This window comes from Mucilaginibacter sp. L3T2-6 (assembly GCF_030519355.1).
In the GTDB taxonomy this organism is placed as follows: Bacteria; Bacteroidota; Bacteroidia; order Sphingobacteriales; family Sphingobacteriaceae; genus Mucilaginibacter.
The window spans coordinates 34,923-52,165 of record NZ_JAUMKC010000014.1; the positions used below are offsets into that span (position 1 = coordinate 34,923).

The 17,243-nt window shown below is 42.7% G+C and carries 17 protein-coding genes; 14 read left to right on the plus strand and 3 right to left on the minus strand.

Going from position 1 to position 17,243, the window contains the following annotated elements:
- Positions 1-10 precede the first annotated feature (10 nt).
- The 3 genes from Q3W13_RS15750 to Q3W13_RS15760 are packed head-to-tail and all read right to left on the minus strand — an operon-like array spanning position 11 to position 5,055.
- Entirely contained in the window at positions 11-4,378 is a 4,368-nt protein-coding gene (locus Q3W13_RS15750; protein ID WP_317567159.1) for a CusA/CzcA family heavy metal efflux RND transporter, read from the minus strand.
- Positions 4,379-4,427: 49 nt separating this feature from the next.
- Positions 4,428-4,799: a DUF6660 family protein gene (locus Q3W13_RS15755; protein WP_133300230.1), complete on the minus strand. Its 372-nt coding sequence runs from the start codon at positions 4,797-4,799 to the stop codon at positions 4,428-4,430.
- A 4-nt stretch (positions 4,800-4,803) separates the two neighbouring features.
- Complete coding sequence (locus tag Q3W13_RS15760) at positions 4,804-5,055, minus strand: hypothetical protein (RefSeq protein WP_302865345.1); 252 nt, start codon at positions 5,053-5,055, stop codon at positions 4,804-4,806.
- Between the two features lie 424 nt (positions 5,056-5,479).
- Between Q3W13_RS15760 and Q3W13_RS15765 the strand changes: the two genes are divergently transcribed.
- The 14 genes from Q3W13_RS15765 (at position 5,480) to Q3W13_RS15830 (ending at position 17,122) form a co-directional block, all read left to right on the plus strand.
- Positions 5,480-5,971: a hypothetical protein gene (locus Q3W13_RS15765; protein WP_302865346.1), complete on the plus strand. Its 492-nt coding sequence runs from the start codon at positions 5,480-5,482 to the stop codon at positions 5,969-5,971.
- A 27-nt stretch (positions 5,972-5,998) separates the two neighbouring features.
- Entirely contained in the window at positions 5,999-6,319 is a 321-nt protein-coding gene (locus Q3W13_RS15770; RefSeq protein WP_302865347.1) for a penicillin-binding protein, read from the plus strand.
- Between the two features lie 60 nt (positions 6,320-6,379).
- Complete coding sequence (locus Q3W13_RS15775; protein ID WP_302865349.1) at positions 6,380-6,970, plus strand: hypothetical protein; 591 nt, start codon at positions 6,380-6,382, stop codon at positions 6,968-6,970.
- A 12-nt stretch (positions 6,971-6,982) separates the two neighbouring features.
- The gene (locus tag Q3W13_RS15780; RefSeq protein ID WP_134336437.1) at positions 6,983-7,201 is read left to right on the plus strand and encodes a PRTRC system protein C; all 219 of its coding nucleotides are present in this window, start codon (positions 6,983-6,985) and stop codon (positions 7,199-7,201) included.
- Between the two features lie 62 nt (positions 7,202-7,263).
- Positions 7,264-8,400 carry a hypothetical protein gene (locus tag Q3W13_RS15785; RefSeq protein WP_302865354.1) on the plus strand — a complete coding sequence of 379 codons (1,137 nt, stop codon included), beginning with the start codon at positions 7,264-7,266 and terminating at the stop codon, positions 8,398-8,400.
- Complete coding sequence (locus Q3W13_RS15790) at positions 8,397-9,113, plus strand: PRTRC system protein B (RefSeq protein WP_302865356.1); 717 nt, start codon at positions 8,397-8,399, stop codon at positions 9,111-9,113. The genes Q3W13_RS15785 and Q3W13_RS15790 overlap by 4 nt, the downstream gene beginning before the upstream one ends.
- A complete protein-coding gene (locus Q3W13_RS15795; RefSeq protein ID WP_302865358.1) occupies positions 9,110-9,916 on the plus strand; it encodes a PRTRC system ThiF family protein in 807 nt (268 codons plus the stop codon). Before Q3W13_RS15790 ends, Q3W13_RS15795 begins: the two co-directional genes overlap by 4 nt.
- 91 nt (positions 9,917-10,007) lie before the next feature.
- On the plus strand, positions 10,008-10,277 hold the full coding sequence (locus tag Q3W13_RS15800; RefSeq protein ID WP_302865359.1) for a hypothetical protein: 270 nt from the start codon (positions 10,008-10,010) through the stop codon (positions 10,275-10,277).
- Between the two features lie 6 nt (positions 10,278-10,283).
- Positions 10,284-10,562 carry a hypothetical protein gene (locus Q3W13_RS15805; RefSeq protein ID WP_302865361.1) on the plus strand — a complete coding sequence of 93 codons (279 nt, stop codon included), beginning with the start codon at positions 10,284-10,286 and terminating at the stop codon, positions 10,560-10,562.
- Positions 10,559-10,855: a hypothetical protein gene (locus Q3W13_RS15810; RefSeq protein WP_302865363.1), complete on the plus strand. Its 297-nt coding sequence runs from the start codon at positions 10,559-10,561 to the stop codon at positions 10,853-10,855. The genes Q3W13_RS15805 and Q3W13_RS15810 overlap by 4 nt, the downstream gene beginning before the upstream one ends.
- Before the next feature lie 29 nt (positions 10,856-10,884).
- Complete coding sequence (locus Q3W13_RS15815; protein WP_302865364.1) at positions 10,885-11,313, plus strand: very short patch repair endonuclease; 429 nt, start codon at positions 10,885-10,887, stop codon at positions 11,311-11,313.
- Between the two features lie 101 nt (positions 11,314-11,414).
- Positions 11,415-12,512, plus strand: a complete 1,098-nt coding sequence (locus Q3W13_RS15820; RefSeq protein ID WP_302865365.1) for a DNA cytosine methyltransferase — start codon at positions 11,415-11,417, stop codon at positions 12,510-12,512.
- Positions 12,499-15,477: an ATP-binding protein gene (locus Q3W13_RS15825; RefSeq protein WP_302865366.1), complete on the plus strand. Its 2,979-nt coding sequence runs from the start codon at positions 12,499-12,501 to the stop codon at positions 15,475-15,477. Before Q3W13_RS15820 ends, Q3W13_RS15825 begins: the two co-directional genes overlap by 14 nt.
- On the plus strand, positions 15,470-17,122 hold the full coding sequence (locus Q3W13_RS15830; RefSeq protein ID WP_302865368.1) for a response regulator receiver domain: 1,653 nt from the start codon (positions 15,470-15,472) through the stop codon (positions 17,120-17,122). Before Q3W13_RS15825 ends, Q3W13_RS15830 begins: the two co-directional genes overlap by 8 nt.
- Positions 17,123-17,243: the final 121 nt, after the last annotated feature.

Below are 17,243 nucleotides of genomic sequence, written 5' to 3' on the forward strand. Positions count from 1 at the left end.
AGGATATATCTTATTTGCTGTTGGTATAATAATTCAGTTGAATAGCGCTCTGGTTATATTCATTGAGCACTTCGAGATAGTTGCGCTGGATATCGATAGCTTGGGTTAGGTATTGCGAAAGTTCCGCAAAGCCGATCTCGCCGGATCGGTAAGACAGGTTGGCCGCTTTAATAATCGCATCCGCCTGCTTCAAGCCCGTGGAGGTATAATAATCCAGCAGATCGCTGTTCTTTTGCAGCTGTTCGATTTCCTGGTGATAAGAAGTACTGAATGCCAGTTGCTGATCTGTCAATACGGTTTGCTGGTAACTTTTTTCCAGTTGCGCAGCCTTGATACCGTGGCGGTACTGCCCCCGTCCGAAAATAGGGATACCCACAGTTACCGAAAACCCGGAATAAGGCGGGCTGACACCGTACAAACGCTGCGAAAAGAACCGGCCCTCAAAAGATGGCATCTGGCTCTGCCCGGCTACTTTTAGCTCTGCCCCGGCAATATTTACCTGTTGTTGCTGGATTTTCAACAGGGGATGCGCTACGGTATCGGCCTGTGTACCCGCTAATATTACCTTATTCAACGGCAGGCTGTCCGGCAGCAAGGCTGAGGTGGTATTGAGCAATCGTTTTAAAGCTTCCTGCTGATTTTTGATATCCTTTTGGATCAGGCGCAATTGCACTTTGGTTTCTTTTGCTTTGGCCTGCGCGGCTATACTGTCCAAGCCCGCGTTCTCGCCGGTTTTCACCCTTAACACCGCAGCTTTTGCTAATGTTCCGTAAATACTGTCCAGCCTTTGCCACAAGCTTTGCTTGCTTTGATAGTACCATAAATTATAATAGGTCCCCGCAATATTCTTTTTCACTTCCATCACCTGCGCGTCGCGGGAATATTCTGCCGAGCGGGTTTGCTCCGCTAAAAGGTTTTTTCGGGCCTTATACAGTCCGGGCCAGTCGAGGCTTTGCGACAGCCCGATCTTCAGGATGCCTTTCTGATCCTGCGGGTTGATGTCTTCATTCTCTACAAATACGCCTGTTTTAGGGAGCGTAAATGACGTTTTACCCAGTTCCTTTCGTTGATCGATCTTCAAGGCCGACGACCGCAGTTGTAGATTGTTCTGTATAGCCATTTCATAAGCCCCGTTCAGTGTGATCCGTGTTGCCGGCTGTGTTGTCTGCGAAAAAGCGGGTAGCGTAACCCCCAAAACCAATAAGGCCAGCACAGTCTTTTTTACTTTCCCGGAGGAATGGTTGCCGGCTTTCGTAAAGATCAGGTAAAGTAAGGGGAGCACCACGAGAGTTAACAAAGTAGCCGTCAGTAAACCGCCGATCACCACGGTTGCCAAGGGTTTTTGAACCTCTGCACCCGCGCTGGTGGAAACCGCCATCGGCAGAAAGCCTAAAGAAGCTACCGTAGCGGTCATCAATACCGGGCGCAACCTGTCTTTCGTACCCTGATAGATCCTTTCCATGATATCTTCCACGCCATCTTTGGCTAACTGGTTAAACGTACCGATCAGTACAATGCCATTCAATACGGCAACGCCGAACAAGGCTATAAAACCCACACCTGCCGAAATACTGAACGGCATTCCCCTTAACAACAGTGCGAACACACCGCCGATAGCTGACATGGGTATCGCGGTAAAAATCAGTGTCGCTTGCTTTAAGGATTTGAAGGTAAAATACAGCAAAATGAATATCAGCAGCAACGCTGCCGGGACGGCGATCATCAGCCTGGCACTTGCCTGGCGCAAATTCTCGAATGTCCCCCCGTAGGTGTAGTAATATCCGGTGGGTAAAGGCACTTTAGTATTCAGTTTGGCCTGCACTTCTTTCACTACGCTTTCTACATCCCTGCCGGTCACATTAAAGCTCACTACGATCCGCCTGCGGGCATTCTCACGGCTGATCTGCGCAGGGCCGGTTTCATAGGCAACGGTTGCCACTTGCGATAAAGGAACCTGGTTTCCATCCGGTGTAGGAATAAATAATTCGCTTACATTCTCGATGGCGTTGCGGTGGGCGGAATCCAATCGCACCACGAGGTCAAACCGGCGTTCGTTCTCATAAATAGAACCCGTGGTGTTCCCCGCAAAAGCAGTACTGATCACCTGGTTCACATCTTCAATATTTAACCCGTAATTGGCCATCCGCGCGCGGTCATATTTGACCGTGATCTGCGGCAGGCCGCTTACCCTTTCCACCTGTGGCTGGGTTACGCCTTGTACCGGTTTTATAGCCTGCGCTACTTTAGCGGCCAATAAATTCAGGGTATCCAGGTTCTCTCCGAATATCTTTACCGCGACATCCTGTTTAACACCTGTCATCAATTCGTTAAAGCGCATCTGGATCGGCTGGCTGGGTTCTACGATCACGCCGGGGATATCTGCAAGGGTATTGCGCATATCGTCCGCCAGTTCATAAAAGCTTTTTCCATCCGGCCATTCCGATTTGTCTTTCAGGATCACCATCAGGTCAGATGCTTCGGGGGGCATCGGATCAGTAGCAACATCGGCACTACCGGTTTTACCCACCACCATTTTTACCTCCGGGTATTTGCGCAGCATCCGTTCGGCCTGCATAATGGTTTCGGTGGTTTGAGATAAGGAGGTTCCCTGCGGCAGCACAAATTCAATAGCGTAATCGCCTTCCTCCAGCTGGGGGATAAATTCGCCGCCCATCCGTGAAAAGATAAAAATACTAATAATCATCAGGACCACCGCGACTGCCACCACCTGGTATTTGAAACGGATAGCGGCTTTTAGGATCGGTTCGTACCTGCGCTGGAAAAAGCCGATCATCCGGTCAGAAAACGTCCTTTTAGGTTCAGCGTCTTTGGAAAGGAACAAGGCCGACATCATCGGGATGTAGGTTAGTGATAAGAGCAGCGCACCTAATATGGCGAAACCTACGGTTTGCGCCATTGGCCGGAACATCTTGCCCTCGATCCCGGTAAGGGTCAGGATGGGGATATATACCACCAAAATAATGATCTCACCAAATGCAGCGCTGTTTCGGATACGGGATGCGGACAGGAATACTTCCTCATCCATTTCCTGCTGGGTGAAGCGGCCCGAAGTTTTACGCAATGCCAGGTGGTGCATGGTCGCTTCTACAATAATAACAGCGCCATCTACAATGAGCCCGAAATCAATCGCGCCTAAGGACATCAGGTTGGCCGAGACACCAAAAAGGTTCATCAATGAAAGCGCGAACAGTAGCGATAACGGGATAGCGGAGGCAACAATTAAGCCGGCCCGCCAGTTACCTAAAAACAGCACCAATACGAAGATCACGATCAGTGCGCCCTCGGTCAGATTTCGCTCCACCGTACTGATCGCGCGGTTAATGAGATTAGTACGGTCAAGGAACGGCTCGATGATCACATCATTCGGCAAGGACTTTTGTACCAGTTTCATGCGCTCTTTTACTAAGCCGACCACTTCGGCGCTGTTAGCCCCTTTAGTCATCAGTACGATGCCGCCGACCACTTCCTTTTCGCCGTTATAGGTCATCGCCCCGTAGCGTGGCGGTGAACCCAGTTGTATTTTGGCGACATTCTTTACCAGTATCGGTACACCATTAGGTTGGCGTTTAATGATCGTGTTTTCAATATCAGGGATGCCCGACATCAAACCCACACCCCTGATAAAATAGGCATTTGGTTTTTTGTCTATGTAAGCCCCACCCGTATTCTGGTTGTTTTTCTCCAAAGCGGTAAATACCTCCGGGATGGTTACATCCATTGCCTTGAGCTTATCCGGGTCGAGGGCGACCTCGAATTGTTTGGCCACCCCGCCAAAGGCAGTAACTTCCGCAACGCCCGCAATACCGTACAGCTGGCGCACTACGATCCAGTCCTGCATCGTGCGCAGGTCCATCGCCGAATATTTCTTTTCGCTTCCTTTTTTGGGGTGTAATATATATTGGTAGATCTCTCCCAGGCCCGTGGTAACGGGTGCCATCTCCGGCCTGCCGGTACCTTTGGGGATCTGCTCCTGTACCTCGTTCAGCTTCTCGGCGATCAGCTGACGGGCGAAATAAACATCCACGGATTCTTTGAAAACGATGGTTATGACACTCAGCCCGAAACGGGACATAGAGCGCATTTCGGTAATATTGGGCAGATTGGACAGCGAACGTTCTACCGGGTAGGTAATAAACTGCTCCACTTCCTGCGCGGCCAGCGTGGGTGCTTTGGTGATCACCTGCACCTGGTTATTGGTAATATCGGGTAAAGCATCTACCGGGATCTGAGAAGTGCTCCATATACCCCAGGCAATTAACGCCAGGGTAAAAAAGCCGATCACCAGTTTATTACGGATGCTGAACCGTATAATGGCATCTAACATAAAATAATTGCTGAAATGAAATAGATAAGACACATTCACTCCGTTTAAAGGAAGAATGCACAGTTAAATAAATAGGGGAAGATTATACGGATTGTGGGGGCTGCCAGACGGAGAGAGGCTGGTCCTGTAAAGCGGAGATTTTGCTGTCAGGATATTGACTTTTAACGATTTTGAAAAATACGATGGTCAGGGGCTTTGATGTAAGCGTCCTTGCCGTAGAACAGCACGAACAGGTACAAAAAGGCGGGCACACTTCCTGGCCGCTATGCTCTTTTGCCGAATGACTGCTATGAAAGGAAGTGCTGAAAATAAAATTGGAGGCAATATCTTCCTTATCCTGACAGGGCATCAGGGAAAGTAGAGTCATATAAATACTGAAGACGATCGCCAGGTACTTCATTTTTACAAAGTTAGTGAATAAATCATCATTAGCAATTACCCGTTTAACAGCCATTTTTTTATGTAAGATAAGCGATAGGCGCTACCTGCGTTTCTCTTTCATCAATTGGGATCATCCGGGCAGCCCCCCTCTTGCTCATTTGGATTGGAAAGGGGCCGGGCTGAATCCGCTGTATCTTCTCCCGAAGGATGCCGCTGCCATCCCTGCTGCATTCCCCTTGCCCTCCCATCAGGCTCATCCATTTGCTTTGCTGCATTCCTTCGCCAGATTCCGGGCCGCGCTGCAAGAGCCTGCCTGCCGTATGCCCCATCCGCTTTGCCGAATAAGACCGTACGCTCCGCTTAACCTGGCTTATTCATCCCGCTCATCCGGCAGGCAGGCACTTGCTTTCCACTGGGCAATAAGTCTGACACATCGCCAATTGTGTAGGAGTTCGCTTTATAAACCAGGGAGTTTATACCAGCTATTTTTTGATTTAATTTTTACGCGAACGGGTAAAAAGCGCAGCTAAATTGTTGACCGTTTTCTTTTTTGGAAGAGGCCAAAAGCTTACGGCATAATGAATAAGCTCGTTCCTCCCTTATTCAGCCTCCGGCACTTATTCCGTTTCCTTTTGTCTTGCTGCGGTCAACATGTGCGGCTTTCTTTTTTCCCTTTTTCTTTTAAAAATAATAATCAGGACAGGCAAGGCGAAGAGAGATGCGGAACAGATTTATTCACTCAACAAAAAAGACATGGCAAACTGGTGCAGTAACACGGTAGAATTTATTGGCGAACACAGCCAATTTGAGTATTTGGAGGTCCTTTTTACAGCGATAGCTGCAAAAGAAAAGAAAGAAGGCAAAGGGCAATTACCCCTCTTTGTAAACGAACGGGATAGCGGATACCTTTTCGATACCCGATGGGAAGGCGGCATACTGTATTACGAAACGAAATGGTCGCCGAATTTTGAGGTGATGAAGCGCATCGCCGAACATTTTAGCATCGGGTTTATTCACCGCTACGCCGAACCCGGAAACATGGTCTATGGCGAAGGAACCTATAAGGATGGCGTATTTACGGATGTTTTTTTAACATCCGATGACTACGGCCTATGCGGGTATGACGAGAAGAGCGATACCTATTGCTTTGAAGGCAATACTTACGAAAGCAATGATGAAATATTAGAAATCCTTTTGGAAAGGAAGAAAGCGATTAAAGCATTGCAGGATGCAAACAACGGGTAAAGCTAAAATCACATCAAATAAAATAATATGACACGTTCTAACATACACATCACCCTAAGCAACGGCAGAAAACTCAAATGTGTTGCCGAAAGCAGCAGCGCACCGGAACAGGGCTACATCGTGGAAGATTTAATACTCCCCCTGTTGGCATTGGAAGACGGAACTGCCGAATTAAAACTGTTAACGGAACATTGCACAATGGGCGAACAGCGGATAAATGCCACCTACAGGTATGAGATCAACCTGCTGAAAAAAAGGGTTTCGTTCTTTGAAGAAGGGTACGACTTCGGCAAGGGCAAGTTTGAGCGGGGCGAGGACATAACGCAACGCTACAACGACTACCTCTAGATGATAAAGTCCTGAAAACAGGCACCTGAACATAATTTATAATCCATTAAAATCAATAACATGACGACTAACTTTTTTGAAATCATAGCAGGGCTGAACATTCCCGGCAACTGGAAAATAACCATTCAAACTGAAGATAATACAGCATTTACCGTATCAGCCTTGTTCACGGCATTGCAATGCGGGGATAACGCCGCTAAAGCTATACCGCCAATGTTGCTGAATGGTACAGCATCAGAACTTGATAATGGCTTTTTTGAAACTATAACCGTCCCCGTACAGCAAACCGCAGGTTTATACACCAATATGGAAAGCTACCTCAAAGGATTGGAAGCTGCTAAACTGGCATCTAAACAGGAACAGGACAACCGGGAAAAGGCAAGAAAACAAGCTGCTGCTAATAAGGATAACGGCGACATTGTCGTGCCCGATTCCAAAATCAGCAAGGAGGAAAAGAAAAAAGCTTATGATGATACCATGCAGGAGGTCTCAGAACTGATTAAAAAATTAAAGTTCAGCGATGCCCTGCACATCCTGCCGTCCATAGCCGATTACCCGCACAAGGAAGGCGAACTGAAAAAAAAGACCGACTACCTGAAAACGCAAATATCGCTTTACGAAAAAGCCCTTATCAATTTTAACGCCGAATAAAACCATACCGCTATGTTATTGACCAGCATATTACCAAGGGTGTTTTTACACAAAGAGAACGGACAGGAAGTCCGTTTGACCGACCCCAACAACAACTTTAGCCCGGAAGCCGTGCTGAACTTCTACTCGGGAACGTATCCCATCCTGACTACTGCCAAAATTAACGGTCCTGAAATCAAAAGGGATGAGATACAATACAGCTTCGTTTCTACCATTGGTACGAAAGGATAATTTATGAAGGATTTGATTAGCAATACGAACGGCAGGGTAACCCTGCCTAAAACTACCAAACAATGCAAACTCTATCAGCAGCTACAGTCATTCAGCAAGGAATTGGACAGGTTACCCGATGCGCGGGAGGTCAGCCGGAACAACCCCCGGTCAGCCCCTGCGGATTTACTGCCGATGGTTTTCTAAGCCATCGCTTTTTACCGCTGTATGAACCCGCTACAGAACTGCCCGAAATAAAAGATTTGGAAACGGGAGTGTTTAACTCCCTTTCCATACTTGAAAAGCAATATGATATCAAAGTAATGGATGTCCGCGATAAGCCTTATCCTTATAATATCCTACTTGCTTACTGGAATGCGGAGCGACAGGTTTGTAAAGAAAAAAGCTACACCGAACTGTTTATCATCAGCGATGATACCGATCAGGTGAAACTGGCGACCAAAGAATACGTATCCACCGGCCACACGCTTTACTATATCCCTGTGCTGCCCCTTTACCGCTTATTGAAAAGCGGTAAAGATAAGCGGAGTGCTGAACTATTGTTATCGGTTTGCGCTTACCTCTATCATATGACGGGTGTCCCTTATTACAGGGATGAGGATAGTTACTTATTCTACCACTATGAAATGTTGGAAGACTGGATAGAGAACGACTTTGACCAAATGGATGAGCAGGATATTAATCTACACCGGTCAGCCCTGCATTCGGCGAAATACTATGGCGACATCATGCAACGCAAGCTATTCAATAAATACCATCTTGACCATTTTCAGGAAAGGGTACAGCAATTTCGTACGCATAACGATTTTTCAGAAGAATGCCTTAAACTGGCGAAAAGCGCTTTAGATATTTGGGCTTCTTTTCCCGATGCTCACCTATTCAAACACATCGGCAATAGCTTTCCTGAAAAGGAAGAAAGCAACGAAGAATACGATGATGAGTACGATGACGAAGAAAGCGACAGCACCATACGCTTATCCGAAATAGTCCACTTTATTGCGGAGAATGACGGGAGCCTATACGATAGCCTGGCCGAAATGGTCAATAGTGAATTCAATGAAAAGTGCCATACGCAAGAACCCGTATTGGTAAAGATTTATGACCAACAACTGGATGGAAATAATGACACCCTTGATTTTGAACGCCGTCTTTTTGCGCTCATTGATAACTTATGTATGCTTTTAAATGATTTGCCATGAAGAACCTCACCAATGCCTTTGGCTCGCTTTACCATCCGCAAAAAGCCTTGCTGATCTATCAACAGGAAAACAGCGATAAACAGGTGTATATAGAAAGTTATGATATTGACCCGCAGGGTCGCCCAATCAATGCGCACCCGCTTTCAGTTACTGAAGGAAGTGCTTTAGCTAAAGCTTTGCATAACAAAGAGTGCAAGAACACCGCCTTTCTAAAACCTGCGGGTTTGTTGCCGAAGAACCTGCTGTATCTGCACACCGAAAGAAACGGCTATGCAATTTGGCATACGCCCAAACAGAACAGGAAGCTGCTTTTTAAAGCGGGATTGGGTATTGATAGTGGTTACGCCAACATACCAGCCCTGATATGGAAAGCGACCAAAGACGGGCTTGCCATTTATGCGCTCACCCATGATAAAGCTATTGATTTAGATACCGAACTTTATCACGCCCCTTTCTTTAACACCTACAATGATGGAAAGGTATGCATGGGCAATGTCGCCATATCCATCAGCAAAAATTGTGGTTTGGAGGATTTTATAGCGCAATGGGAACAAGCCTTTTTTAACAGCTATTTCAGCCACATGATGCAAGGCCATAATCCGGTAAAAGGGAATATGGTGCAGCTGTGGCAAAGCCTTGTCGGCACTAAAAAGCAATTCCCTGTTAAAGCCTTAATAACCACTAAGAAAACAATTAAAAGCCTCATCCGATGAACACATTAACTGCCATTCACATTACCGACAATTACCTCATCAACCCGACCAACCCCATTACCGTCAACCTTATCGGTGCCGGGGGTACAGGGAGCAATATGGTGATGGCTTTAGCTAAGATGAACCACGCCCTGACCGCATTAGGGCATCCCGGCCTGCAGGTTTATCTTTATGATAATGACCGGGTGAGCGAAGCCAACCGGGGCAGGCAGTTATTTGCGGATAGCGAACTGGGTATGTTTAAATCCGCTGCGCTCATCGACCGCATTAACCGCTTTTTTGGAACGAACTGGAAAGCGGTAACGGAATTATTCAATCAAACAGGAATGAGTACTTTTCCTCATAATGGTAAAGCAAACCTGTATATCTCTTGCGTGGACAAAGTAGCTGCCCGTATGGATATAGCGGAGATATTGAAGGGGTTTTCCGCGAACTCCCGTTACGAGCGTAATAAACCACTTTACTGGATGGATTGTGGGAACAGTAAAGATACAGGGCAGGTGATTCTTTCTACAATTGAAGCGGTTAAACAACCGGAATCTGAACAATACAAAACCGTTGCCAAACTGCCGATGGTAACCGATGAATTTAGAGGGTTATTGGAAGCCTCCGAAATAGACGATGATACGCCCAGCTGTTCTTTAGCGGAAGCACTGACCAAACAGGATTTATTTATCAATTCTACCTTAGCCAACCTCGGCGCATCCCTTTTATGGTCGTTGTTTCGTGAAGGGATGCTGTTCAACAGGGGCTTTTTCCTTAACCTTAAAGAGTTCAGGACTCAACCGTTGAAAGTGGGGTGAGTTTGTAGAGGCGTACGTAAAATACCCAACAGCAATGCCTTTCAACCACCGAATTAAAAGTATTTAACAATCTATTTTAATAAATTTGTTTATGAATTCGACATTGATGCCAACCAAACCCGGTCAGATCTGCAAAATCGTTTCCGGCATTGCGGACATGGAACCTGAAGAGGTTTATATCCTAACGGAAGACCCGTCTAAGTTTGAGAACGACGATGATATACTGGTCGTAAACCTTAAAGACCTCCAGCGGAATATCAAAAATCCGGCGAACGCTGAAAGAATTCCCGTACGGAAGGAAGAACTGGTAGTTGTGGGTGATGACCTCACTTCTTATGTGCACTCATGGAACAATAAATAAGGGGTGATGGAAATCATCCATACGCATAAAAGCTACTGGAAAGCCAATGATTACCCTTATATCAGGGTTGTCGAAATTTCCGAAAGCGAACTCCAGGAACTGATCGCACAGTTAAGCAGAATTGATATTATCGAATGGCTCATGTGGAATGACAGGAACGGTATTTACAGCGATGAATCATCAATCAGGGAATTCGGGCAGGTGATGACCATTGAAGAGGGCACTGAAATTATGCTGCGTCAGGCAGAAGAGAACAGAGTTATTAAAAATTTAACAGTAATATGATACAGGAAATTCACAATCTGGAAGACGTCACGACATTTTTTCATGATCTGATTGAGGAGGGGGTAAATGCCCATCCCGATGAATTGTTTGAAAATTACGTGAGTATGGAGACCGGCGAGCCGGTATTTACAGCCGAACAAGCCGCACACCGGGATTTGCTGATGGAGACAAGTTTCAATTTATGTGAGAAAGCAGGTATTGATATTTATGATATGATGCAGGAGATCTTTTTAAAAGATACGGGACTGGATCAGTTTATACCGCTTCCTTCTGAACGGGAAACCGATATGTGAACCCTATATATTAATTGAAAGTTATATGAATGGCTGATAGACATTCACCGGAAACCCGAAGCTACAATATGTCCCGTATCCCGGGCAAAAACACCAAACCTGAATTGCTGGTCAGGAAATTCCTTTTCTCAAAAGGATTCAGATACAGGCTGCACAACAAAGGCCTGCCCGGCACTCCTGATATTATTCTTCCCAAATATAAAACCGTCGTATTTATTAACGGGTGCTTCTGGCATGGGCATGATAGTTGTAAATATTTTAGTGTCCCGAAAACCCGTACCGAGTGGTGGCTTAATAAGATCAACAAAAATAAATTCAACGATAATTTAGCGCATCAAAACCTGATTGAAGCAGGATGGAAAGTCATCTACATTTGGGGTTGTGAACTTAAAAAGACAACAATTGAACCTCGTTTGGCCCAATTATCTGTTCAGATTCTGAAAAATTTGAAGTCCTGATCTGTATTATTTGCGCAATGTTTTGATATTATTTTTTGTATGTTAGTAGATTTTTGATTACATTTTTCTACTTTGGTATAAAATTTTATATTACCTGAACTGTGCCAGAAAATACTATATTAAAAAATAATTATCATTCTATTACCGGGCTCAAAGCGGTTGATTTTTTTTGTTCAGGAGGAGGCATGAGCTACGGGTTGCAAAATTCCGGTATCGAAATTATCGCCGGAATTGATTTTGACAAAAATTGTGAGCAAACCTATAAAGCAAATATAAAAACTGCTGAATTTATTTTAGCTGATGTATTTGACCTTAAAGAGTCTGACTTGGAAACCAAATTGTCCTTGAAGAAGAACGATGACAATTTGGTACTGATCGGCTGTAGTCCATGTCAATTTTGGAGTATTATTAATACGGATAAGAAAAAATCAAAAGATACTAAAAACCTGCTGAAAGAATTTAGGAGGTTTGTTGAATACTTTACTCCAGGCTATGTGGTGGTTGAAAACGTACCAGGAGTACTCACCAAGAAAAGAGAAAGTGGTCTTTCAGGTTTAATTAATTGGCTGAAAAAAAATAAATATAAAGTACATTACGATGTACATGAAGTAAGTGAGTACGGCGTGCCCCAACATCGTAAGAGATTTACTTTAATAGCTAACCGGATAACAAAGAAAAAAATAGCTCCCATCAAAAGCGAGAAAAGGCTTACAGTAAGGGATGTTATAGGTCTTGCAAACGGCTTTCCCAACGTCAATCCTGGAAATAAAGATCAAAGCGATTTTATGCACACTGTTGCAGGACTGGAAGATATTAATAAAAAACGTCTGTTACTTACTGATAAGAACGGAGGCACCAGAATTGCCTATGCTGATATCGAAGAGCTTGCACCTAAATGTCACAAAAACGACTCTATTAATTTTAAAGATACGTATGGAAGAATGTGGTGGGATCGACCTTCTCCCACGATTACAACAAAGTTTTTCAGTATTTCAAATGGCAGATTTGCCCATCCCGAAGAAGACAGAGCTATTTCGCTACGTGAAGGCGCTGTTCTTCAGTCATTCCCAAAGAATTATATTTTCAAAACAACCAGTATTGCCAATACGGCAAGGATGATAGGGAATGCTGTACCACCAAAATATGCGGAATCAATAGGAAACGCTATAGTTCAAAACCATCGGAATGGCGCAGTTTAAAACCAGGGCCAGAGCATTAGACCTGCTGGGTAGACAACAGATTGCGGGGATACCGACCGCAATAAATGAGTTGATTAAAAATGCCCACGATGCTTACGCGGACAATTTTGATATCGATTTTTTCCGAAAGAACAGCCTTCTCCTTCTGCGTGACGACGGCTTAGGCATGACCAGAGATGAATTTGAAAACAGGTGGCTCACTATAGGTACAGAGAGTAAGTTTACTAAAGATATTAAATTATTACCTCCGGTAGATAAAAGTAAGCCTCGACGCCAAATCATGGGCGAAAAGGGAATCGGTCGCTTAGCTATTGCTTCAATCGGTAAGCAGGTGTTAATTCTCACAAAGGCGAAAGGCAGAGAAAAAGAATATCCGATAGTCGCGGTTTTAATCAACTGGGGAATATTTGAATTGCCTAATATAAATTTAGAAGATATTGCGATACCCATTAAGGAGTTCAGTCATTATCCCTCGGAAAAAGATATAGATACTTTAAAAAAAAAATTAATAGAGTCTGTCAAAACACTGAGGAAGGCAAAAAAAATATCCGAAGATGAGTTTATAAATATATGCGAAACGACTGAAAAGCTATCTTTTGATCCCCAATTTGTTACAGATTCACTGATCGGCAATTTTAAATTAGACAGTACGCACGGCGGGACGCATTTCTTTGTAACACCTGTTAACGATCTTTTAATTGATAACATCGAGGACGGAAAAAGCAATGAAGCTTCAAAAATTGAAAAATTATTGATTGGATTCCATAATACGATTACCCCCGGCCATCCCGATCCTGTTATCAATATAAATTTCCGTGACTATAAAGGTGAAGACGGAACTTATTCCGCATTAATTGAAGAGGAGGAGTTTTTCACACCGGAAGACTTTGAGCTGGCAGACCATCAGTTTGAAGGGACATTTGACGATTACGGTCAATTCAAAGGAAACGTAAGCGTTTTCCGAGAAAAAAATTACGAACATATAGTAACCTGGAATGGTAACAGTTTCAGGCCCACACAATGCGGAAGTTTCAAAATTCACTTCGCTTATTTACAGGGAGAAGCGAAAACTTCAATAGTAGATAAAGAAAATTGGACAAGGCTTTATCATAAAGGTGACAAATTCGGTGGTATTTACATATACAGAGATAACATTCGAATTTTGCCTTATGGTGATTCTGATTACGACTTTTTGGATATAGAAAAAAACAGAAGTAAAAGAGCGTCAACTTATTTCTTTTCATATCGGAGAATGTTTGGTGCCATAGAGCTGGAAAACGCAACGAATTATAATTTATCAGAAAAAGCTGGCAGAGAGGGATTTATAGAAAACAAAGCTTATAGGCAGCTCCAGGATATCCTGAAAAACTTCTTCACTCAACTTGCAGCCGATTTTTTTGATGATAAAGGTAAGACCATAAAATCTGAATTTTGGTACAACAGAAAAGAAGAACTTCAACGAAATCATAAAGCTTTAGAGAAGAGAGACCAGCTTTCAAGAGGAAAGAAAAACAGATTCTCAAACGACCTAAGTGTCTTTTTCTCCAAGTTAACAAATGGTGTTTTTTTATCGGATGTTAATATGATACTATTGGAGGCTTCGTCAAGTTTTAATGCGTTAATTTATGAGGATAATTTGGACAAAGCGGGCCAATTACTGGTCGAATATGAAAATGCTTACCGCCAAAAAATAACAAATTACAAGAAAGGGATCAGGGTATCATCACCAAGGGGTTTCGCTCCTACAAAAGATCAGAGAAAGGACTATGAACTATACCTCAAAGAGTTTGCAATTTTGGAACGCCTTGTTATCGATAACGCGCTTCAAAGGATAGATTCAAATATTAGTGAGGTTACAACCAAATTAAACATAGAGGTAGATAAAAGGAGGCGCTTAGAATTGGCAGTTGAGTCTATTTCACAATTAGCTAGGAAAGAAAACTCAGATAAAAGAAAGGAAACTCAGGAAGTCGTACGTGATGTTTCGTCACAGATTAAAGATTTGACATCTGACTTAATGATTGATTTGGATAATCAGATCCTTCAGGTAAAAGATAGCTTTAAAAACCTCAGTTTACGAGAAACGTCAGAGTACAATCTTGTAGAAGAAAGGAAAAGGATGGAGGATGAGATTGATCTTATTTCTAATAGAAACAAGACAATCATGGATAAGATAATCCGTCAGTTCACTTCCTTCTACATCAGCAAAGATGACGACGGCAATATCATTACCGACGACGATATTTCTAACGCATTATCCGAAGAGTTGGAAGAACTTAGAGACCGTGTGCAGGCTGATATTGAGCTTAGTCAACTTGGATTAGCGGTTGGCGTATTACATCACGAATTCAGCAGCACGATCAAGTCAATCAGAGGTAGTCTTAAAGACTTAAAAGCTTGGTCTGACGTAAATGAGCAATTAGACGGTGTTTACAATAATATTAAAATTAACTTCGAACATTTAGACGGATACCTCAACTTATTCACCCCTTTAAACAGGCGGATGAACCGGAAAAGAGAGGATATTTCGCTATTAGAAATTAAAACGTTCCTTATTGATTTATTCAAATCCAGATTTGAAAGACATTCAATACAATTGCTACATACCAACGGATTTAAAAAACATAAATTATTCGGATTCAAGTCCACTTTTTACCCGGTATTTGTCAATTTGATCGATAACGCAATCTATTGGCTTAATAAAAGCGATGTGGAAAATAAAATCATCCGACTTCATGCAGATGATGAAGGTGTTTATATTTCAAATAACGGTATTGACATTCCTATCCAAGATTCGGAAAGAATTTTTGAGTTGGGATTTTCAAGGAAAGAATTAGGCAGAGGTATGGGCTTGAATATAAGCAGGGAGGTGTTGCAAGCCGAAAATTATGAGATAAAGCTTGTTAAACCAAGGCCGGAAAGTTCTGTATCGTTTAAAATTTCCAAAATCACAGAAAATGAGTAGCCTATTTTTTAACAAGTCAAAAGCAGTAGCTGATGATTTTATGCAAAGTGTTGTTTTCCTAGATGACAGAGTATATCAAAGAAACGGCAACGAGCAGGATGCAATTCATGATTTGGACGCTTTTGAACTGACAAAAACATTTGCGGCTAAGAAAAAAATATGTGCCGTTTATGATCCACAATCTAAAAGTGATATTGAGAATTTTAAAACTATCGCCAGTAAAGCGGATGTAGTGGTTTTGGATTGGTTTATCGAAATTGAAGAAAATGATGCGGTTGTTGAAAATCTTGAAGAAGATGACGAAGCCGACGCGGAAGACCAGACAGTGCGCGGAACTTACACAAAAGAGATCATCGAGAATATTGTTAAAATCAACAATGACGGATTAAAAGTCGTTTTAGTCTATACCGGTGAAACGGATTTAGAAGGCATTGCCACCGAAATACATAACACTATTCCTGCAAGTACACTCGACACAGTCAATTGTCAGGTCGATTATAAAAAAATCAAAATTTTAGTAAGGGCTAAAAGCAATAATGAAGACGGCGAGGATAATAGATTTACCCATATACCGCACCTGAGAGATAAAGTCATTAAATATGAGGAGTTGCCGGAGTTTTTACTGTCTGAGTTTACAAAACTTACCGAAGGCTTACTGTCAAATTTCGCGTTAAAGTCATTATCCACGCTTAGAGCTAACACAAGCAAAATACTTGGCCTATATAATAAAAAATTAGATCACGCTTATTTAGAACATAAATCAGCAATTCCGAGTACTGAGGACGCTGAGCATCTGATTATTGAAATTTTCAAAGATTCCATAGGAGATTTGCTCCATTACAAACAGGTCCAAAACCAAATATCAAAAGGTATTGTAAAAAGTTGGATGAATGATAAAATTGATAAAGTGACATTATCATTCAAAAAGAAGGACGGCACGGAATATACACCTGAGGCGACTTTTACAAGAGACAAAGAATTATTATTAAGCTTACTTTACTCAGAGGAGCAGGACGTGCAAAAAAAATATATAGATATTTTCACTCCGTTAGCGTCAAAAGGCAAAGCAGAAGAGTTTGTAAAGCATTTGAAATTAAATAACATAGAGTTATTTATAAATCCATCTGATCTACCTAATAAGGCTGAACTAATCAGTGAGTTTGCAAAGTTAACTCACCACAAAAATGTTTTCCTTCCGGTAGGGTCCAAACCGATATTAACATTAGGTACCGTGTTAAAAAGTAAATTAACGGGGAATTACCTTATCTGTATTCAGCAAAAATGTGATAGTGTCAGAATTTTATCTGGGGAGCAAAGGAAATTTCTTTTTTTGCCTTTAGAAGCGGTAACTACTGGAAATTTTAACTTTATAACTCATGATAATGTTAAGTTGAAATTAGGTAAGAAATCCTATGGAATTAGAACTTTGAAATTTGCCGGGGCTAAAGACGGTGTTGTAAAAGCGGTCTTACTTAACGGTAAATTCATTTTTAAACAGATTTACGCCAATAAAACTGACGAAAAATTTGAATGGGTACTGGATTTGAAAGATCTTCACTCACAGCGTATAGTAGCTGATTACGCTGCAACGTTGTCAAGAGTAGGTTTGGATGAGTCCGAATGGCTTAGAAGGTCTTTAGGTTAAGCCCTCGACTTGAATTATTTATCAGATAATATTTAAAAGTATCATCCTTGTTTTGCTATAACAACAAAATAATTAGCGATAGATTAAATGGACTTTGTCGACTGCACAGATATTGAGGTTT